Origin of the sequence: Dryocola boscaweniae (genome assembly GCF_025215095.1) — a bacterium.
GTDB classification, from domain to species: Bacteria; Pseudomonadota; Gammaproteobacteria; order Enterobacterales; family Enterobacteriaceae; genus Dryocola; species Dryocola boscaweniae.
The window spans coordinates 178,181-196,864 of the sequence record NZ_JALHAP010000075.1; the positions used below are offsets into that span (position 1 = coordinate 178,181).

Consider the following 18,684-nt stretch of genomic DNA (forward strand, 5'->3'; position numbering starts at 1 on the left):
CCTAAAGCGATACGCGCTTTAACAAAGGACAGGCAAGCTGCTGCACGCCGACGTGCGTGCGGCCCTCAATCAAATGCAACGCCGCCTGACGACCAATCTCGTGATGCGGCAGTTGCACCGTCGTCAACGGCGGCAGGAAGAGTTCCCCTACGCCTACCAGATTATCGTACCCCAGCACCGCCACCTGCTGCGGGATAGAAATGCCTCGCGCCAGCAGCGTTTGATAAGCAACAAACGCAATCCGGTCATTGCCGCAGACCAGCACATCAAAATCCGCCGCGCCCTCGGTACAGTGCCTGTCCAAAAGCGTGACTAAATCCGTGTAATGTTCATCGCCCATCGCCATGTGGTATTGCTGCACCTCATCCAGGGAAAGCCCCGCCTCCTGCCAGGCCTGAATAAAACCAGCACGGCGAGGCTTGCTGGCCAGCGCCATTTCCGGCAGCCAGAAGCAAAGCGGACGGCGGTAGCCTTTAGCAATGAGATGCTGTGTAGCCTGGTACTGTCCGGCAAAATCATCCGGGATGTAGCACGGCAGAGTTTCATCGTCCGTTACGCAGTTGGCCAGCACGACCTGCTTGCCCGCCAGCGCTTCCGGCAGAATAACGTGACGCAAACCCATGGTCGTGAAAATGATGCCGTCAGGGCGCTGCGCCAGTAGGTGACGCACGGCGCGTTCGGCATCTTCAGAGGAAAGAATATTAATAAGAAAGCTGTTCCAGCTCCGCTCGCGCGCCGTCTGTTCTATAGCCAGCAGCATTTCAACCGAGAACGGCGTAGTGGCGGTATCCAGAGCGAGAATAGCAATCGTGGAGGTTTTCGCCCCCTGGCTGCGAATTTTACGCGCCGAATAATCCGGCACGTAGTTAAGCGCTTCGATTGCTTTTTGCACCCGCTCTCGGGTTGTCGGGCTGACATGTTCGGCATGGTTGATAACCCGGGAAACGGTCATCAGGGATACGCCAGCCATGTTTGCTACATCTTTCAAAGAGGCCATGTGGGTGCCGGGAACGTGGGAAAGCCCTGATAATATATGGTTTTCAGCGCTTTTTCCCGCCGGGCATCACATTCAGGCCTTCTCGCGTACCAGCAGCGTAGTCAGCGTGAACGATAAGACTAGCGCCAGCGCCACGCCCATCAGCGCGAACACAAGAAAAGGTCCGATATAAGCTGGCAGACTGAAGATGCTCGACAAAATGTAGCCGTACAGGCGTACGCCAAAGAAAGCGATAAACGCAGATGCGACGGAGCTTGCAATGGTCGCGGCGATAAAAGCTTTTTTGTAGCGAGTCAGCACGCCAAACAGCGCAGGTTCGGTGATGCCGAGCAGCGCGGAAATTGCCCCCGAGAGTACAACCGAGCGATCGGCCCGCGACTTGCTTTGCCGCCAGATAGCAAAAGTGGAGCCGGCAATCGCCATATTGGCCATAAACATCATCGGCATCAGCATGTCGTAGCCGCGGTCGGTGAAGTTTTGCAGCGCGATGGGCGTCATGGCGTGATGCATGCCGGTAAGAATCGCCACCGGACGAATCGCGCCCACCACCAGCCCGGCAAAGCTCGCCGAGACGCCAAACAGTCCTTCGATAAACCACGCCAGTCCTTTACCGAGATAAATCCCCAGCGGGCCGATAACCACCAGCGCGACAAGGGCTGCCAGAAATAGCGTCAGCGTTGGGGTAAAGACCGTTTTCAGCACGTCCGGCATAATGCTGTCGACCCAGCGATGGATATAGCTCAGGGCTAAAACCGAGAAGATGACCGGGATAACGCTTGAAGCGTAGTTAAAAACGGAAACCGGGATCGCGTTGAGAAAATAGAACGCCTCAACGGCATCGGGCGTATGCCCCGCCAGCGCTTTTGCCGCCTCGATAAGCGACGGATACATAAAGCAGGCGGCAACCGCGGCGGCCAGATACTCGTTGGTTTTGAACATGCGCGCCGCCGAGATCGCAAGGAAGAACGGCAGGAAATAGAATACGCCGCTTGCGATTAAATCAATGACGATCACCGTGTCGCTTTTCGCGGAGATGACTTTTAGCGCGATCAAACCCGCCAGCAAACCTTTGATCATCCCCGCGCCGGCAATAGCAGGCACGATTGGCCCAAAGACGCCGGAAACCGTATCCATAAACAAAGAGATAGGGCTCTTACGCTCTTTTTTCTGCTCGCCTGCGGCATTGTGCGCGGCAGACGAACCCAGCGCGGAAGACAATTGTTCATACCAGCGGTTCACCTGCGGGCCGATGATAATCTGAAACTGATCGCTTTGAATTTGCGCCCCTAAAATACCCGGCAGCTTTTTAATTTCTGGCTGATCGATTTTGCTTTCATCAACAACATCAAAACGCAGGCGCGTCATGCAGTGCCAGACTTTATTAATATTATCGGCCCCGCCGACCAGGCGGATAATATTATTGATGGCCTCAACTGTCCCCATTAATGGCTCCGAATAATGTGTTTATAGTTATATGCAGCATGGCCTGAAAGAGTAGAGAAAGGCGAACAACAAAACAAACCAATGAAACTTGATGCGCATCACAATCACCCATTACAAAAGCGCAAAAACCCGCCAGTAATGCAAATTGGTCCGGTTTATTACGGGTATCCATCGTATTTCCTGACCAATAAAAATTATTAAAAAAAGCGGTTTACCTGCGCCTTTAAATAGGGCGATAGTAAATAAAGAAATCCTTTTTATGATGAACAGCCGGCCTTCATTCTTACGGCTTGTGGAGTTATCTCGTGCTACCGACTCTTATTGAAAATATCGAATGCTTTATCACTAAGCCCGATCGCCATAACCTCGTCACCGTTCGCGTGACTACCAATAAAGGCGTTACCGGGCTTGGCTGCGCCACGTTCCAGCAGCGTCCGCTGGCGGTGAAAACCATGGTCGATGAATACCTCAAACCGCTGCTTACCGGGCGGGATGCCAATAATATTGAAGACCTGTGGCAAATGATGACCGTCAACGCCTACTGGCGCAACGGCCCGGTGATAAACAACGCTATCGCCGGCGTGGATATGGCGCTGTGGGATATCAAAGGCCAGTTGGCGGATATGCCGCTGTATCAGCTATTTGGCGGCAAGTCGAAAGACGCGATCGCGGTATACAGCCACGCGGCAAGCGAAACGCTGGAAGGGCTATATCTGGAAGTCGATAAGCTGCTGGAACAGGGCTATCGCTATATTCGTTGCCAGCTCGGCTTTTACGGCGGCACGCCGCAAAGCCTGCACGCCACTAAAAACCCAACGCCCGGCGCGTATTACGATCAGGATGAATACATGGCCAATACCGTCGCCATGTTTAAGGCCCTGCGTGAGAAATACGGCAATCGGTTCCACATTTTGCACGATGTGCATGAGCGTCTCTTTCCGCAGCAGGCCATACAACTGGCAAAGCAGCTTGAACCCTGGCAGCCCTGGTTTCTGGAAGATATTCTCCCGCCGCAGCAAAGCGCATGGCTTGAGCAGGTTCGCGCTCACTCCTCGGTTCCGCTCGCTATGGGCGAGCTGTTTAACAACCCTGCCGAATGGCACGATCTGATTGTGAATCGCCGTATCGATTTCATTCGCTGCCACGTCTCGCAGATAGGCGGGATTACACCCGCGCTGAAGCTGGCGATTCTGTGCCAGGCCTTTGGCGTGCGCCTGGCATGGCACGGGCCGCCGGATATGACGCCCGTCGGCGTGGCGGTGAATACCCATCTGAATATTCATCTGCACAACGCGGCGATTCAGGAATTTATTCCGAACAGGCCGAACACCGAAGCGGTATTTCCTGGCGCTCCGGCGGCAGAACAGGGTTATATGTACCCGTCAGAAAAAGCGGGCATCGGCGTAGGTTTCGATCAGCAGAAAGCCGAAAGCTTCCCGGTGGAATACCGCCCCCATGAATGGACGCAAAGTCGTTTACCCAGCGGCGCGATTCACACGCCCTGATTGCCTTTGCGAAACGCCAGGTTATCGTGGTTAAAGGGGATAACGTAGGTACATGAATAATTGATATCAACGATTTCGCTTATCTCATACACCCGCCCGCCTTCAAGAATGCCCCGGTTGATAATGTGCATCGCCGGGCTTCCTTTTTTACATTCCAGCAGCGCCGCCTGCTCTTTATTGATGCTGACGGCCTGATAGCTGGTCAGCAGATGTGAAATGCGATAGCCCTTGCCCAGCACGTACTGCTGAATGGATTTCTCGATGACGAGCTGGTTGAGGTCGGGAAAATCCTTGACCGGCATTCTTGAAATCTCAATCTGCACCTTTTGATTATCCACATAGCGCAGGCGGCAAAACTGCCAGATAAACTCATCTTCGCCGAGACCAAATACCTGCTGTTCTTCGCGATCGGGCAATTTTTTATGCAGATTAACCATGCGAAAAGCAATCTGATCGAAGCGCTTTTCGGTGATGGAGTTGTACACCAGCGGATTATTGCGCGCCTGCGGTTTAATCCAGATGCCCGAGCCCTGCACAATGTCAACCACGCCAATGCTCACCAGCTTTTCCAGCGCCTGGCGGATAGTAAATCGGGAGACGCCATATTCTTCGGCAAGCTGCCGTTCCGGAGGAAGCTTGCGCAATGCCGATCCGCTGCGCTGGTAGATTTTGCTGAGCAAATCCTGAGTGACGAACTCTTTTTTCTTCATGCCGCATCCAAATTTTTTTGCCGGGCTTTTCGTTTGCGTTGAAACATATCATCCACCGGAGGCCTGAGCTAGAATTGGCTTAAGCACCGAAAATGATTAAAAAAACGAAGGCTTCCTGGGCGAGTTAAAAACGATGGCGAACAGAAAAGTAGTGGGCCTGGTCAACGGCGTGCTGATAGTCGCGGTGTTAATCCCGATCCTGCTGAGTATTTACCTCGCGCACCGCAAGGCTGAACAGGCTTTTCATGATGAGCTTTCGCAGTTTGCCTCACGGGCAATCATACGTTCCGATCGGGTGATAGAACATGCCACCCGCGCCATCGATGAAATAAATCAGTTAAGCGACGGTTCTTGCTCCTATGCTCATCGGCAGGCAATGCGGCGTGTCGGTCTGAATCATCGTTACGTGCAGGAAATATTATTCCAGCGTGACGGACATATTCTTTGCTCCTCGCTTGAAGAATTCAGCCGTGGGGTAAACATAGGCCGCCCTGACCGCACAGGTAAAGAAGGCTACAGCGCCTGGTACTCGTTTACCACGGAGCTGGGTTTTAAACGCTCAATGATCTATATCGGTAAAGCGTCCCACATTGCGGCTATCGATCCTTTATCCTTTATTGATGTGATCCCGGTAAGCGGCCACCCTATTAATATCGCCATGATCGGTCTGAATAGCGGATTAACGATTGCTACAAACAGCCCGCAGAATGGTGATGCCTGGAAAGATCCCTTAGCAAACGGGGTGAATGAATTTCAGTATCAGGATTCCGCATACGTCATTCGTCGGGAAAACAATTTAGGGCTTGCGATGATTGCCTGGGCGCCGCTGGCGCCGCTCAATAAAGTCTGGTATCAGCAATTGCTTATCTGGCTGCCTATTGGCATCGGCGCCAGCCTCGCCGCCGGGTTTTATATCACGCGTTTATTACGGCGTTTACAGTCGCCCCGCTCGCGCCTTGCTGACGCCATTAAAAACGATGACTTTACCGTTATGTACCAGCCAATCGTGGATTTACAAAGCGGCAAAAGCGTCGGCGCGGAAATCCTGCTGCGCTGGGCGCAGCCGGACGGCACCTACTTAAGTCCGGATATTTTTGTGCCGCTGGCCGAAGAAACCGGGCTTATCACGCCAATTACCGAACAGGTGATCGGCAAGCTTTTTACCGAACTTGGCGACTGGCTGCACAAGCATCCTGACCAACATATTTCCATTAATCTGGCCCCTCGCGACGTGCGCAACCTTCATATTCTCAACGTTATTCGCCCCTGGCTGGTGCGCTATTTCATCAAGCCCGAACAGATAGCCTTTGAAATTACCGAGCGGGGATTCGCCGATCCGAAAATCACCGCGCCGGTTATCGAACGGTTTCGCAAGGCGGGGCATCCTGTTTATATCGATGATTTCGGCACCGGCTATTCCAGCCTCAGCTATCTGCACAATCTGCACGTTGACGTGTTGAAAATCGACAAATCCTTTGTCGAAGCGCTGGAGTACAAAAAAGTCACGCCATACATTATTAAAATGGCGAAAACGCTGAATATCGCGATGGTGGCGGAAGGCGTTGAGACGGCAGGCCAGGCTGCATGGCTACGCAAGCATGGCGTGCAGTACGGGCAAGGCTGGCTTTACAGCAAGGCGCTGCCGAAACAGGAACTTATCGAATGGATTGCCCGTAACAATGCGCAGCGCTAATTACTTACGTAATAACTTCTGCAGCCGCTGCTGCTGCCGGCGCTCCAGCCAGCCGTGCAAAACAAACAGCTTAATGCCGCGCACCGCCAGCAGGGCCCCCCAAATCGCCGTCGGCCAGATAAACCAGTATTGCTCATGGGCGGTAAAGAGATTTATTGCCGCCAGCCCGGCGCAAATAACGGCCCAGGTCATTACGGCGCGATAAAAACCGTACTCCTTATCCAGGCGTTTTTTCGCCTGTTCAATCTTCTGGTTTAACGCCTCGTCCTGAGTAGCTTCTGGCGCCATTTCCGCATTCAAATCGGCGACGTTTAAATCGAACGCCGCCGCAATTGCGCTCAGGGTTTCAAGGCTTGCCTGGCCGCCGTTTTCAATACGCTGAACGGTACGCACGCTTAAAGACGAAAGCTCGGCCAGTTGCTCCTGGGACCAGGCTCTTGATAAGCGCAGCGCTTTAATAGTTGAGTGTTTCATAGCTGGTTTCTCCGCATTTATAAACCGGCCTTCACTTTGCGCCGGGCGTATTTAGCGCGCCACGACAGCAACACGACACCGACCTGACAGCAGCACGACAGCGGTTGTCAGGCTACGCTAATCCGTTTTTTCATCTACGCTCAACAACACAGTAAGTCGTTAAACGGAGGAAACCATGACCAAAAAGTACGCCTTTCCTGTTGAGCAGATTCGCCGCTATCTGGAACCGGGGCCGGTTGTTTTGCTCTCCTCTCTTCATCGCAAAGAGAGCAATATTATGACCCTCGGCTGGCATACCATCCTGGAATTCTCGCCCTCGCTTGTCGGCTGCATGATTTCAGCGGGCAACCATAGCTTCAGTATGATCCGTGAAAGCGGCGAATGCGTGATTAATCTGCCCACCCGTGAACTGGCGGATACGGTTGCCAGAATAGGCAACTGCTCAGGAAACGAAACGGATAAATTCGCCGAGTTTTCGCTGACGCCGGTAAAATCCAAAAAGGTTGCCGCCCCCGCTATCGACGAATGCTATGCCCATTTTGAATGCCGTCTGCATGATGATGTGCTGGTGGAAAGCTACAACTTCTTTATCTTTGAAGTTGTCTACGCCCGCGTGCAACACGAACCGCTTTGGCCTGAAACGCTACATTATACCGGCGACGGTCTGTTCCGGACCGACGGCGAGTTTATCGACCGTCACCCGTTATTCACTAAAGTTTCTTAGGCGCTTATTTCACACCCAGCCGCTTTGCCAGCCGGTGCAGGTTTGCTACGTCGAGCTGTAATTGCCGCGCTGTGGCGGCCCAGTTCCCTTCATTGGCATCAAGCGCCTGAACAATGACCTGGCGCTGAAAATCGTCGGTTGCCGCGCGTAAATTATCCACCGGCGGAAGTTTTTTAGCGGTCACGGGCTCGCTCTTTTGCTCTGTGTTCGCTAACTGGAAATGCTGCGGCTGGAGCAACAGTTCGCCTTGCGGATGCCCGGCGCGCGCCAGAACGATAGCGCGATAGATAGCGTGTTCGAGTTCACGAATATTTCCCGGCCAGTCATAGCGGCGCAGCAGTTCGCGCGCGCCATCGCTCAGCACCACCTGTTTCAGCCCCATTTTTACGCGGCTTTGTTCGCAGAAAAAACCGGCTAACAGCGTGATGTCATCCCCCCGTTCCCGAAGCGGCGGAACGTGCAGCGGGAAAACGCTTAAGCGGTGAAAAAGGTCGGAACGAAAATGCCCGGCCAGCACCTGCTGTTTCAGATCCCGGTTCGTCGCCGCCAGCACCCGCACGTTGACGCGCTGGCTGCTGTCATCCCCTACTCGCTGGATATCCCCGTACTGCAAAACGCGCAGCAGTTTGGCCTGAAGCGTCAGCGGCAGCTCACCGATTTCATCCAGAAACAGCGTGCCGTTATCCGCCATCTCAAACTTCCCGGTTCGGTGGTGAATCGCGCCGGTAAATGCACCTTTGACGTGACCAAATAGCTCGCTTTCCGCCACGCTTTCCGGCAAAGCCGCGCAGTTAAGATAAACAAGCGGGTTTGCCGCACGTGCCGATCCTGCGTGAATCGCCCTCGCCACCAGTTCTTTGCCTACGCCGGTTTCGCCGGTGATCAGCACGTTCAGATCCGATCCCGCGACGATTTCGATCTCTTTTTTAAGCTGCTCAATGCCCGTGGACAGCCCCACCATTTCAGCGCTACCCGTTTTCGCCGTGACCGGCACCGTCGACGCCGCTGGCGTTTGGTTTTCCAGTTGTTCCATCAGCAAAGCGTTATTTAGCGCGCCGGCTGCCAGCACGCTGATAAGCCGGAGCTCCTCATCACTGAAATGGTCGAACTGCGCCGGGTCCATGCCGTCAACGGTCAACGCGCCAATCAGGTTCTGGTCGGCAAACAGCGGCAAGCCAAGACAAGCATGCACTTTCAAATCGCTGTGATGGGGAATCAGCCCGTCGTACGGATCGGGAAGCTCGCTTTCAGCCGGGAAGCGCACCACGTCGCCCGCACGCGCAATGGCCTCCAGGCGCGGGTGGGCATCCAGCGCAAACCGCCGTCCGAGCACATCTTCCGCCAGCCCGTCAATGGCCAGCGGGCGGAACTGGCGCGCTTCGTAGCGCAGCAATGCCGTGGCATCGCCGCCCAAAAGCTGGCGCAGCGTGCGGATCAGGCGGGCAAAGCGGTCCTGATGAGTGATGCCGCTTTGCAGGTCGATGGCGATATTGGCAAGGGAGGTAATAGACAGGCTCATAAATAGCTCCTTTGTAGGCATGGGTTAAGCCTACGCGCCGCTGGTCAAAATGACAATCAGAATGTCATAAAGACATTACCGACGCTTGTCATTATGACTATCGAGATATCCAGAAAATTAAATAAATCAATACTTATCAATGAATTAAAAAGTTGGCACGGCAACTGCAATATGACCAGCATCTGCATCATTTATTTCATTGATTATTGAGGTACTGACGAATGGCTATTCAGGTTAAAAACAACATTAAGTGGGTTGGACAACGTGACTGGGAAGTGCGCGATTTTCACGGGACTGAATACAAAACGCTGCGCGGCAGCAGCTATAACAGCTATCTCATTTGTGAAGAGAAAAACGTTCTCATCGATACGGTCGATCATAAGTTCAGCCGTGAATTCGTGCAGAACCTGCGCGCCGAAATCGATCTTGCGGATATCGATTACATCATCATTAACCACGCGGAAGAAGATCACGCAGGCGCGCTCACCGAGCTGATGTCCTGCATTCCGGACACGCCGATTTACTGCACCGCGAACGCCATTGACTCAATAACCGGTCACCACCACCATCCGGAATGGAACTTCAACGTGGTGAAAACCGGCGACAGCCTGGATATCGGTAACGGCAAGCAGTTAATCTTCGTTGAAACCCCGATGCTGCACTGGCCGGACAGCATGATGACCTACATGACCGGCGACGCGGTGCTGTTCAGCAACGACGCCTTCGGCCAGCACTACTGCGACGAACACCTGTTTAACGACGAAGTGGACCAGGGCGAGCTCTTCGAGCAGTGCCAGCGCTATTATGCCAACATCCTTACGCCGTTCAGCCGCCTGGTGACGCCGAAAATTACCGAAATCCTCGGCTTCAATCTGCCGGTAGATATGATTGCCACTTCCCACGGCGTGGTGTGGCGCGACAACCCAACGCAGATCGTCGAGCTGTATCTGAAATGGGCCGCTGATTATCAGGAAGACCGCATCACAATCTTCTACGACACCATGTCCAACAACACCCGCATGATGGCCGACGCCATTGCGCAGGGCATTACCGAAGTGGACCCACGCGTCGCGGTGAAAATCTTCAACGTCGCCCGCAGTGACAAAAACGAAATTCTGACCAACGTTTTCCGCTCTAAGGGCGTGCTGGTGGGCACATCCACCATGAACAACGTGATGATGCCGAAAATTGCCGGCCTGGTAGAAGAGATGACCGGCCTGCGTTTTCGCAACAAACGCGCCAGCGCCTTTGGCTCCCACGGCTGGAGCGGCGGCGCGGTAGACCGTCTTTCCACTCGCCTGCAGGATGCCGGTTTTGAAATGTCGCTGAGCCTGAAAGCCAAATGGCGCCCGGACGGCGACGCGCTGGAACTCTGCCGCGCGCACGGCCGTGAAATCGCTCGCCAGTGGGCGACAACGCCGCTGCCCGCCGCAGCCGTGAACGCGCCGCAGGAAATCGTTGCTGAAGCCGAAGTCAAAACCTGCGCCGACCTCGGCCCGAGCATGCAGTGCAGCGTTTGCCAGTGGATTTACGATCCGGCAACCGGCGAACCAATGCAGGACGTAGCGCCGGGCACCGCCTGGAGCGACGTGCCTGATACCTTCCTGTGCCCCGAATGTTCACTGGGTAAAGATGTGTTCGACGTGCTGGCGACGGAGGCAAAATGAGCGCAGGCATCGTTATTATCGGCTCGGGCTTTGCCGCCCGCCAACTGGTAAAAAACATCCGTAAACACGACGGCCAGGTGCCCATTCGCCTGATTGCCGCCGACAGCATGGATGAATACAACAAGCCCGATCTTAGCCACGTTATCAGCCTGAATCAGCGGGCCGATGACATGACCCGGCAACGCGCCGGGGAGTTTGCCGAGCAGTACAATCTGACGCTGCACGCCAACACCTGGGTGTCTGATATCGATCCCAACAAGCGTCTGGTGCACTGCGGCGAACAGCAGTGGCAATATGACAAACTGGTGCTGGCGACAGGTTCAAGCGCGGTGCTGCCGCCGGTTCCCGGCCGCGAGTTAATGCTGACGCTCAACAGTCAGCAGGAATACCTCGCCTGTGAAACGGCGCTGCGCGATGCGCGTCGGGTGATGATTTTAGGCGGTGGGCTGATTGGCAGCGAACTGGCGATGGATTTTTGCCGCGCCGGTAAGCAGGTCATTGTGGTGGATAGCGCAGCCAGCCTGCTCGCTTCGCTGATGCCTGCCGAGGTGAGCAGCCGCCTGCAGCATCGTCTGAATCAGATGGGCGTCGAGCTGTTATTCAATCAGCGTCTTGAATCACTGAGCAAAACTGCGCAGGGGATTGATGCGACACTGAGCAATGGGCGAATTGTCGGGGTTGATGCCGTCGTTGCCGCAATCGGCCTGCGTCCTAACGTTGGGCTGGCGCAGAACGCCGGGCTTGAGATTAATCGCGGCATTAAGGTTAACCGCCAGTTGCAAACCTCTGATGAAAATATTTACGCCCTGGGCGACTGCGCGGAAATAGACGGCAAAGTGCTGCCGTTCCTGCAACCGATTCAGTTCAGCGCCATGACGCTTGCTAAAAATCTGCTGGGCGCGGCCGATGGCCTGTCTCTGCCTGCGATGCTGGTGAAGGTGAAAACGCCGGAGCTGCCGCTGCACCTGGCCGGTGAAACCCAGCGGGCTGATTTGCACTGGCAGATCACCGCCGAGCCGCAGGGGCTGATTGCTAAAGGTTACGACGAAGCGCTGCAGCTAAGAGCGTTTATCGTCAGCGAAGCGCATATGAAAATGGCGTTTGGGCTGCTGCGGGAACTGGTGTTGTAAGTCGTATTCGGTGGATGGCGCTAACGCTTATCCACCCTACAAATATATTGTAGGGCCAGTAAGCGACGCGCCACCCGCCTCATCAAATGCGTTGTAGGGCGGGTAAGCGTTAGCGCCACCCGCCTGCTGGATTTACTCGTCCAGCAGCGGTATAAATCCGCCATAGATCATTCGCTTGCCGTCAAACGGCATCGAGTCGCCAAATTCCTTCATGCGTGGGTCGGACATCAGCTTTGTATTGGCCTCGTCGCGGACTTCTTTAGAAGGATATTCAATCCAGCTAAAGACCACCTCTTCGTTCTCTTCGGCTTTGACGGCCATACGAAAATCGGTGAGCTTGCCTTCGGGCACATCTTCAGCCCAACATTCCACAATGCGCAGCGCGCCAAACTCCTTAAACAGCGGCGCCGCTTTGGCAGCCATCTGTCTGTACGCCTCCTTATTAGCGGCGGGAACCGCCACCACAAAACCATCGACATAATGCATTGTTGCCTCCACGAGGTGAGGATAACGGGCGGGTAGTTTCCACCCGTGATGATTACGTCAGATAAGTGTAGCGGCTAAGAATGGATGCTGCCCGCTCAGAATTTAAGCAGCATTTCATATTGCGTAACGAGGTCCTGGCGGTAGCCGCAGCTCAGATACAGCGGTGCAACCTGCTCGGGAATGGAGCCTGCGGTCGAAAGCCCGGGAAAGCGCTCATGCAGCAGCGTCAGCAGCTTTTTCGCATACCCTTTCCCCCGCGCGGCGGTATCGACATACAGCATGCGCAGTTTGGGCTGCCGGGCGTCTGGAATAACCATTGCGTACGCGACATCGTCAAGCACATAGGCCTTGCCGGGCAATTTATAGAGCGTTTCGGGCGCGCTCAGCCAGGGTAATCTCAGGCGACCGTCGGTCATCATTTTTTTCGCCATCAGCAGCGGGTCGATTTCCAGAAGCTCGCCGGTCGGGCGAAACAGCGTAGAACCGGTAGCATGGAAGCCCACCAGCGTTTGCTGGCAGACAAATCCCATGCGTTTATAAAGCGCCAGACCGCCGTCGTTGCCGACTATCACCTCCAGCCACATTTGCCGATCGCCCCGTTCGCGCGCCTCGTCAATCAACTGCTGGATAAACTGTTTGCCATACCCCTGCCCGCGCAGATCCGGGCGAATCGCAAAGGCTCCAAGACGGCTGGTCTGCCCGCGACGAGTTATTATCGCCATTGCTTTAGGTTCACCGTCCCGCAGCCAGATTTTGCTGTCGTTCAGGCTGATATCCTCAGCGCTAAAGCGGGTCGCGAAGGCGTCGCCGTCAATGTTGAACGGTACCAGATATCCTTCAAAACAGTGGCAAAGGATCTGTGCCAACTGATGGCTGTTCCAGTTTGCTGCCGCCTGGCTGCTAAGCATGTTGCGCATTGTTTTCTCTTCTGATTTCGGTTCGTTCCCCTGTTTGCAGAAACCATAGCAGCCCGAGGATAACAATGCGACTTACGGCGCTACCCTTGGCTCGACCAGGGGCTTTTCATGGCGAGCGCTAATTCGAAACCACGGCAGGCATAGCTGGATCAACGGGCCAATTGCGAGGGCATAAAGCACCGTGCCCACGCCTAATGTGCCGCCCATCATCCAGCCTGCAAAAAGCACCGTCAGCTCGATTGCCGTTCGCACGCTGCGTACTGACCAGCCGGTGCGGGCGTTAATCCCCGTCATTAAGCCGTCTCGCGGGCCAGAACCAAAGCCTGCGCCGATGTACATTCCTGTGGCAATAGCATTCACCATTACGGCGCAAACGAGCAGAATGCTACGCGCCGCCAGCGATTCCAGCGGCGGCATTATCGCCAGCGCCGCATCCGCCGCCAGCCCAAGCACGATGACATTGCTGACGGTTCCGAGGCCCGGTCGCTGACGAAGCGGGATCCACAGCAGCAGCACCAGCGCGCCGACCAGGATCATCACCAGACCAATGTTGAGAGAAAAGATCCTGGCCACGCCAAGGTGAAAAACGTTCCACGGATCGGCTCCCAGATCGGCACGCACAAACATGGCTGTGGAGACGCCATAAAGCACCAGACCGATATAAAGCTGTAGTAATCGACGCGCCATAATTTTCACCTTTTCCTGTTCGTTGTGGCTATACTTTCCGGCAAAATGGACTGAATATTAAGGTCCAGTTATCACAAAGTGGACTGCTATGACACAGCGCAGAACGGGGACTTCCTCGCTTATCAAACTTCTCGGACACTGGTATCAGGACGCATCCCGAACGCCGGTTTATCGCCAGCTTGCGGACGGGCTACGTTTGTTGATTCTTGACGGCAGGCTGCCGCTGGAAAGCCGTTTGCCCGGCGAGCGCGAGCTTGCCGCCGCGCTTGGCGTAAGCAGAACCACCGTTGCCGCAGCGCTGGGGCAACTGCGCGAAGAGGGCTATTTACTCAGCCGTCACGGCTCAGGATCTACAACGATTCTTCCGCAAGGCGGGCTTTGCGCCTCGCCGGTGCCGGGCGTCGCGCCGGTTCTGGATCTTTCAACTGCCGCGCTGTCCGCAGGACCGGAGATTCATCAGGCTTATACCAGCGCGCTAATGGCGCTGCCTGAGCATCTTGGTTCTACGGGTTACGATCAGCATGGCTTGCCGGAACTTCGCGAGGTAATTGCCCGTCGCTATGCGGCTCGCGGCTTGCCGACCACGGCGGATCAGATAATGGTGGTGAACGGCGCGGTAAGCGGTTTTGGTTTGATTCTGCGACTGCTCACCGGCCCCGGCGACAGGGTCGTCATCGATCATCCGACCTATCCGATGGCGTTATCCGCCATTAAAGGCGCGTCCTGCCGTCCGGTTTCGGTCAGCCTGCCGGAACAGGGCTGGGATACGGACGGACTGGCGGCCACTTTTGCCCAGACTTCTCCTCGCCTGGCCTATTTGATACCTGATTTTCATAACCCAACCGGGCGCTGCATGGATGCCGCAACCCGTGCCGCCGTCGCAGATATTGCCGCGCGAACTCGCACAACCATTGTGGTGGACGAAACCATGGTGGATTTGTGGTTTGACGCGCCTCCCCCGCCGCCTCTCGCCGCTTATGGCGATTCAGACGCTGTCATCACGCTCGGCTCCGCCGGGAAAAGCTTTTGGGGCGGCCTGCGTCTGGGATGGGTACGCGCCTCTTCCCGTACCGTCGCCTCTTTAATTCAGGTGCGAAGTTCGCTGGATTTAGGTTCCCCGCTGCTTGAGCAACTGGCGGCAATTAACCTGTTCAATACGGCCGATAATTTTCTGCCGCAGCGCAGAAAAACGTTGCGGGAACAAAGGGATTCTTGCTCTGCGGCCGTAAAAGAATTGTTTCCGGACTGGCGAATTACCGCCGCGCCGGAGGGCGGCCTGTCTTTGTGGATTGAGCTGCCGAAATCGCTGGCGAGCGTATTCGCCGCCAGCGCCGAATCCATCGGCATTCGCATCGGCGCAGGCCCGCGTTTTGGTACCGAAGGCGCGTTTGAGCGTTACTTACGTTTACCTTTTACGCTCGAACCCGCACAGATGCGCATCGCGCTTGAGCGTCTTCAGCCCGTCTGGAAACAGGTGACGCAAAATCGGGGATATGTGGAACGCACGTTAACGGTTTAGCTGTACAAAAAACGGGTGGTCCTAGCCACCCGCTGTATTGATGCTTTCCGGATAACTACTGGATCTGATTCGCCTTCTGCAGCGGTAGAACCAGGTTCATATCATTTTTAATCTTCGTATCAAGCGTGCCAGTAATCTGTTTGAGTATTTCACGGTCGCCATCAACTTTCGCTTTGCCATTGGTGATTAAGTCATCCATTTTCTCTTTGCCGGTAACGTCAATGACGCCCTTAATATCGCCATTATTAATTAATGGCGCGATAAACCCTTTATCTGTGTTTTCAAAATCAGTTTTGCTTGCAAAATCAAGCTACTTATAAACGGCTTCGTTTTTATTTTTTGTCGTATCCGTAGCTGGTTTGTTTTCTGCAGTAAATTGATATTCGGCTGAAAAGGCAGTGACTGAAGCTAAAATTGCAGCACAAAGCAGCGCTACCGTGGTTTTCTTAAACATATACTCTTCCCCAGATGATTGAACCCGCTGAATATGTTGCTTTTCATTTACCTGATAAATAGCGCATGAACAACGGAACTCCAAAAAAGATAGCTCACAGAGGAATTTTAGAAAGGCTAAATTTGTTTAAAAATGGATTTGTTAAAACTGTGCCGTTAATTAATTTATGGCCTAAACTTTCCTCCAAACTCAGTAACCATGATGTTTTTAAAGAAAAAAATCCTCATAAAACAATAATCTTTGTAGTTGAAGATGTGAAAAAAACAAAACGGCTAAAATGTTATTTTTGTCATGGAAGGTGATTACAAAAAATGCCGTGAAAGCATATGCCCCGGATACCTCGCAGGAGAATAACTCGCCCGCTAATATAATCGCATTTAACATACAGAATTATTACATGGGTGATATCTGCAGCCTGTCTGATGGCGCCAGCCGCAATCAAAAGCGCTTCCTGCCGTCCGGTTTCGCTCAGCCTGCCGGAGCAATTCTCGCTTCGTCAGGCGCCAGGACCTTCCCCTGCCATTTTTCACCAAAAATATAGAGAATGAACGCATGAGCAAATTCCTTAACGTAAATAATCATGTTGGAAAATGGAAAAAATTAACGCTTTGGTTATATTTTAAAAACGACAAACAGTAATGATAAAAATTGTCATTTTGTTAATGAATTATTTTACATAGTTATCATTCGTATAAGCCGAGCAATCACCGCGTTAATAATAAGAGAATCAGAAATGCAACTTAAACTATTAGTCAAAAGTCTTGCGCTTGCCGGGCTGCTTTCATCCACCGCCCTTACGCCGCTCTTTGCGCAAGAAATGACAAAAGAGGCCACGGCTTCAACAAAAAGCGCCAACGACGCCCTCTATAATCAGCTTCCCTTCTCTGATAACACCGATTTCACCAACGCCCATAAAGGATTTATTGCGGCTCTCCCAACGGATGTGATCAAAGGTGAGCAAGGCAATGTAATTTGGGACCCGCAGAAATATAACTTTATTAAAGAAGGAGATAAATCTCCTGACAGCGTTAATCCCAGCCTGTGGCGCCAGTCTCAGTTAATTAATATCAGTGGACTTTTCGAAGTGACCGACGGCGTTTACCAGATTCGAAATCTCGATCTGTCTAATATGACAATTATCGAAGGTAAAGAAGGGATTACGGTCGTCGATCCGTTAGTTTCGGCAGAAACAGCAAAAGTAGGTATGGATCTGTACTATCAAAACCGTGGTCAAAAACCTGTCGTGGCGGTGATTTATACCCACAGTCACGTTGACCATTATGGCGGTGTGCGCAGCGTCGTCGATGAGGCGGATGTAAAATCGGGCAAAGTAAAAATTTACGCCCCCGCCGGTTTTATGGATGAAGCGGTATCCGAGAATATTATGGCGGGTAACGTGATGAGTCGCCGCGCAAGTTATATGTACGGCAACCTGTTAAAACCGGATGCTAAAGGACAGGTTGGCGCGGGTCTCGGAACTACCACCTCAGCAGGCACGGTAACCTTAATCGCGCCAACGAATTACATTACGCAAACCGGGCAAAAAGAGACCATCGACGGCCTGACCTATGATTTTATGATGGCGCCAGGTTCTGAAGCGCCGTCTGAAATGCTGTGGTTTATCGAAGAGAAAAAACTTATCGAAGCAGCGGAAGATATTACCCATACCCTGCATAACACTTACTCGCTGCGCGGGGCGAAAATTCGCGATCCGCTGGCCTGGTCGAAATATATAAACGATGCCATTAACCGCTGGGGCGATAAGACGGAAATCATTATGGCTCAGCACCACTGGCCGACGTGGGGTAAAGATAATGTCGTCAGCTTGATGAAAAGCCAGCGCGATCTTTATCGCTATATCAACGACCAGACCTTACGTATGGCAAATACCGGCCTGACGCGGGATGAAATTGCGGCGAACTTTAAATTGCCGGATGGTCTTGCTAAAACCTGGGCAAACCGGGGCTACTACGGTTCAGTGAGCCATGACGTCAAAGCGACCTACGTCCTTTACCTTGGCTGGTTCGATGGCAACCCGGCAACCCTTGATGAACTGCCGCCGGAAGAAGCGGCGAAGAAATTCGTTGAATACATGGGCGGCGCCGACAACATACTGCAAAAAGCCAAAACCGATTTCGATCAGGGTAATTACCGCTGGGTTGCGCAGGTCGTCAGCAAAGTTGTCTTTGCCGATCCGAGCAACCAGGCTGCGCGTAATCTGGAAGCGGACGCGCTGGAACAGCTTGGCTATCAGGCTGAATCGGGTCCATGGCGCAACTTCTACCTGACAGGCGCACAGGAACTGCGTAACGGCGTACAGCAACTGCCGACCCCGAATACGGCAAGCCCGGATACGGTGAAAGCGATGTCGCCGGAAATGTTCTTTGATTATCTCGGCGTGCATATCAACGGTGAGAAAGCAGCCAATGCCAAAGCGGTGTTTAACATTGATTTGGGCAACGACGGCGGCAAGTACAAGCTGGAACTGGAAAACGGCGTTCTGAACCATACGGCCAATGCCGAAGCGCAAGACGCTGACGCCACCATTACGCTGAACCGCGACACGTTAAATAAAATCATCCTGAAAGAAGAAACGCTCAAACAGGCTGAAGATAAAGGCGATGTGAAGGTAACCGGCAACGGTGCGAAGCTGGATGAGATGTTGGGCTATATGGACAAGTTCGAGTTCTGGTTCAATATCGTAACCCCATAAATAATCCCCCCGCGGCATCGGTGCCCGGGGGAATTTTTTAAGGACG

At 53.6% G+C, this 18,684-nt stretch carries 19 protein-coding genes; 8 read left to right on the plus strand and 11 right to left on the minus strand.

Translation table 11 applies throughout. From position 1 onward, the window contains the following. Window position 1: 1 nt before the first annotated feature. The 3 genes from MUA00_RS07850 to MUA00_RS07860 form a co-directional block, all read right to left on the minus strand. Window positions 2-997 (minus strand): LacI family DNA-binding transcriptional regulator, encoded by a 996-nt coding sequence (locus MUA00_RS07850; RefSeq protein WP_271122541.1) that lies wholly within the window; start codon window positions 995-997, stop codon window positions 2-4. A gap of 72 nt (window positions 998-1,069) precedes the next feature. Continuing rightward, entirely contained in the window at window positions 1,070-2,440 is a 1,371-nt protein-coding gene (locus tag MUA00_RS07855) for a PTS transporter subunit EIIC (RefSeq protein ID WP_271122542.1), read from the minus strand. Continuing rightward, window positions 2,427-2,612: a hypothetical protein gene (locus MUA00_RS07860; protein WP_271122543.1), complete on the minus strand. Its 186-nt coding sequence runs from the start codon at window positions 2,610-2,612 to the stop codon at window positions 2,427-2,429. The genes MUA00_RS07855 and MUA00_RS07860 overlap by 14 nt, the downstream gene beginning before the upstream one ends. Window positions 2,613-2,745: 133 nt before the next feature. Here MUA00_RS07860 and MUA00_RS07865 point away from each other — a divergent pair, with 133 nt between their 5' ends. Next, window positions 2,746-3,945 (plus strand): enolase C-terminal domain-like protein, encoded by a 1,200-nt coding sequence (locus tag MUA00_RS07865; protein WP_271122544.1) that lies wholly within the window; start codon window positions 2,746-2,748, stop codon window positions 3,943-3,945. Here the strand turns inward: MUA00_RS07865 and MUA00_RS07870 are convergent. Next, a complete protein-coding gene (locus MUA00_RS07870; RefSeq protein ID WP_271122545.1) occupies window positions 3,933-4,655 on the minus strand; it encodes a GntR family transcriptional regulator in 723 nt (240 codons plus the stop codon). The two genes, MUA00_RS07865 and MUA00_RS07870, sit on opposite strands and share 13 nt — an antisense overlap. Before the next feature lie 133 nt (window positions 4,656-4,788). Between MUA00_RS07870 and MUA00_RS07875 the strand changes: the two genes are divergently transcribed. Next, window positions 4,789-6,348 carry an EAL domain-containing protein gene (locus MUA00_RS07875; RefSeq protein ID WP_271122546.1) on the plus strand — a complete coding sequence of 520 codons (1,560 nt, stop codon included), beginning with the start codon at window positions 4,789-4,791 and terminating at the stop codon, window positions 6,346-6,348. On the opposite strand, the gene MUA00_RS07880 is transcribed toward MUA00_RS07875, so the two are convergent. Then, entirely contained in the window at window positions 6,349-6,822 is a 474-nt protein-coding gene (locus MUA00_RS07880) for a 2TM domain-containing protein (protein WP_271122547.1), read from the minus strand. 175 nt (window positions 6,823-6,997) lie between these two features. On the opposite strand from MUA00_RS07880, the gene MUA00_RS07885 reads away from it, so the two are divergent. Then, complete coding sequence (locus MUA00_RS07885; RefSeq protein WP_271122548.1) at window positions 6,998-7,546, plus strand: flavin reductase family protein; 549 nt, start codon at window positions 6,998-7,000, stop codon at window positions 7,544-7,546. Between the two features lie 4 nt (window positions 7,547-7,550). Here the strand turns inward: MUA00_RS07885 and norR are convergent, their stop codons facing one another. After that, the gene (gene norR / locus MUA00_RS07890; RefSeq protein ID WP_271122549.1) at window positions 7,551-9,065 is read right to left on the minus strand and encodes a nitric oxide reductase transcriptional regulator NorR; all 1,515 of its coding nucleotides are present in this window, start codon (window positions 9,063-9,065) and stop codon (window positions 7,551-7,553) included. A gap of 221 nt (window positions 9,066-9,286) precedes the next feature. Here norR and norV point away from each other — a divergent pair, with 221 nt between their 5' ends. Further along, window positions 9,287-10,732, plus strand: coding sequence for an anaerobic nitric oxide reductase flavorubredoxin (gene norV, locus MUA00_RS07895; RefSeq protein ID WP_271122550.1), 1,446 nt, complete (start codon window positions 9,287-9,289; stop codon window positions 10,730-10,732). Beyond that, window positions 10,729-11,862 (plus strand): NADH:flavorubredoxin reductase NorW, encoded by a 1,134-nt coding sequence (gene norW / locus MUA00_RS07900; protein WP_271122551.1) that lies wholly within the window; start codon window positions 10,729-10,731, stop codon window positions 11,860-11,862. The genes norV and norW overlap by 4 nt, the downstream gene beginning before the upstream one ends. Before the next feature lie 132 nt (window positions 11,863-11,994). On the opposite strand, the gene MUA00_RS07905 is transcribed toward norW, so the two are convergent. From MUA00_RS07905 to yczE, 3 genes are all read right to left on the minus strand, one after another. Beyond that, window positions 11,995-12,348, minus strand: a complete 354-nt coding sequence (locus tag MUA00_RS07905) for a DUF1428 domain-containing protein (protein ID WP_271122552.1) — start codon at window positions 12,346-12,348, stop codon at window positions 11,995-11,997. Between the two features lie 95 nt (window positions 12,349-12,443). After that, window positions 12,444-13,265, minus strand: coding sequence for a GNAT family N-acetyltransferase (locus MUA00_RS07910; RefSeq protein ID WP_271122553.1), 822 nt, complete (start codon window positions 13,263-13,265; stop codon window positions 12,444-12,446). A 72-nt stretch (window positions 13,266-13,337) separates the two neighbouring features. Further along, window positions 13,338-13,952 (minus strand): membrane protein YczE, encoded by a 615-nt coding sequence (gene yczE / locus MUA00_RS07915; protein WP_271122554.1) that lies wholly within the window; start codon window positions 13,950-13,952, stop codon window positions 13,338-13,340. Between the two features lie 88 nt (window positions 13,953-14,040). On the opposite strand from yczE, the gene yczR reads away from it, so the two are divergent. Continuing rightward, window positions 14,041-15,471 (plus strand): MocR-like transcription factor YczR, encoded by a 1,431-nt coding sequence (gene yczR, locus MUA00_RS07920; protein ID WP_271122555.1) that lies wholly within the window; start codon window positions 14,041-14,043, stop codon window positions 15,469-15,471. 55 nt (window positions 15,472-15,526) lie between these two features. On the opposite strand, the gene MUA00_RS07925 is transcribed toward yczR, so the two are convergent. Next, window positions 15,527-15,670 carry a hypothetical protein gene (locus MUA00_RS07925; protein WP_271122556.1) on the minus strand — a complete coding sequence of 48 codons (144 nt, stop codon included), beginning with the start codon at window positions 15,668-15,670 and terminating at the stop codon, window positions 15,527-15,529. Between the two features lie 111 nt (window positions 15,671-15,781). Beyond that, window positions 15,782-15,925: a hypothetical protein gene (locus tag MUA00_RS07930; RefSeq protein ID WP_271122557.1), complete on the minus strand. Its 144-nt coding sequence runs from the start codon at window positions 15,923-15,925 to the stop codon at window positions 15,782-15,784. Window positions 15,926-15,990: 65 nt separating this feature from the next. Between MUA00_RS07930 and MUA00_RS07935 the strand changes: the two genes are divergently transcribed. Both MUA00_RS07935 and MUA00_RS07940 read left to right on the plus strand, forming a co-directional pair. Continuing rightward, window positions 15,991-16,227, plus strand: coding sequence for a hypothetical protein (locus MUA00_RS07935; protein ID WP_271130463.1), 237 nt, complete (start codon window positions 15,991-15,993; stop codon window positions 16,225-16,227). A 431-nt stretch (window positions 16,228-16,658) separates the two neighbouring features. Next, window positions 16,659-18,638: an alkyl/aryl-sulfatase gene (locus MUA00_RS07940; RefSeq protein ID WP_271122558.1), complete on the plus strand. Its 1,980-nt coding sequence runs from the start codon at window positions 16,659-16,661 to the stop codon at window positions 18,636-18,638. Window positions 18,639-18,684 lie beyond the last annotated feature (46 nt).

What these genes read in the sequence shown, in the direction of transcription:
- MUA00_RS07870 (WP_271122545.1), bottom strand. Translation starts at nt 4,655, where the DNA reads ATGAAGAAAAAAGAGTTCGTCACTCAGGATTTGCTCAGCAAAATCTAC.
- MUA00_RS07860 (WP_271122543.1), bottom strand. Translation starts at nt 2,612, where the DNA reads ATGGATACCCGTAATAAACCGGACCAATTTGCATTACTGGCGGGTTTT.
- MUA00_RS07885 (WP_271122548.1), top strand. Translation starts at nt 6,998, where the DNA reads ATGACCAAAAAGTACGCCTTTCCTGTTGAGCAGATTCGCCGCTATCTG.
- MUA00_RS07940 (WP_271122558.1), top strand. Translation starts at nt 16,659, where the DNA reads ATGCAACTTAAACTATTAGTCAAAAGTCTTGCGCTTGCCGGGCTGCTT.
- MUA00_RS07850 (WP_271122541.1), bottom strand. Translation starts at nt 997, where the DNA reads ATGGCCTCTTTGAAAGATGTAGCAAACATGGCTGGCGTATCCCTGATG.
- MUA00_RS07930 (WP_271122557.1), bottom strand. Translation starts at nt 15,925, where the DNA reads ATGTTTAAGAAAACCACGGTAGCGCTGCTTTGTGCTGCAATTTTAGCT.
- norW (WP_271122551.1), top strand. Translation starts at nt 10,729, where the DNA reads ATGAGCGCAGGCATCGTTATTATCGGCTCGGGCTTTGCCGCCCGCCAA.
- yczR (WP_271122555.1), top strand. Translation starts at nt 14,041, where the DNA reads ATGACACAGCGCAGAACGGGGACTTCCTCGCTTATCAAACTTCTCGGA.
- MUA00_RS07910 (WP_271122553.1), bottom strand. Translation starts at nt 13,265, where the DNA reads ATGCGCAACATGCTTAGCAGCCAGGCGGCAGCAAACTGGAACAGCCAT.
- norV (WP_271122550.1), top strand. Translation starts at nt 9,287, where the DNA reads ATGGCTATTCAGGTTAAAAACAACATTAAGTGGGTTGGACAACGTGAC.
- norR (WP_271122549.1), bottom strand. Translation starts at nt 9,065, where the DNA reads ATGAGCCTGTCTATTACCTCCCTTGCCAATATCGCCATCGACCTGCAA.
- MUA00_RS07925 (WP_271122556.1), bottom strand. Translation starts at nt 15,670, where the DNA reads ATGGATGACTTAATCACCAATGGCAAAGCGAAAGTTGATGGCGACCGT.
- MUA00_RS07875 (WP_271122546.1), top strand. Translation starts at nt 4,789, where the DNA reads ATGGCGAACAGAAAAGTAGTGGGCCTGGTCAACGGCGTGCTGATAGTC.
- yczE (WP_271122554.1), bottom strand. Translation starts at nt 13,952, where the DNA reads ATGGCGCGTCGATTACTACAGCTTTATATCGGTCTGGTGCTTTATGGC.
- MUA00_RS07855 (WP_271122542.1), bottom strand. Translation starts at nt 2,440, where the DNA reads ATGGGGACAGTTGAGGCCATCAATAATATTATCCGCCTGGTCGGCGGG.
- MUA00_RS07935 (WP_271130463.1), top strand. Translation starts at nt 15,991, where the DNA reads ATGAACAACGGAACTCCAAAAAAGATAGCTCACAGAGGAATTTTAGAA.
- MUA00_RS07905 (WP_271122552.1), bottom strand. Translation starts at nt 12,348, where the DNA reads ATGCATTATGTCGATGGTTTTGTGGTGGCGGTTCCCGCCGCTAATAAG.
- MUA00_RS07880 (WP_271122547.1), bottom strand. Translation starts at nt 6,822, where the DNA reads ATGAAACACTCAACTATTAAAGCGCTGCGCTTATCAAGAGCCTGGTCC.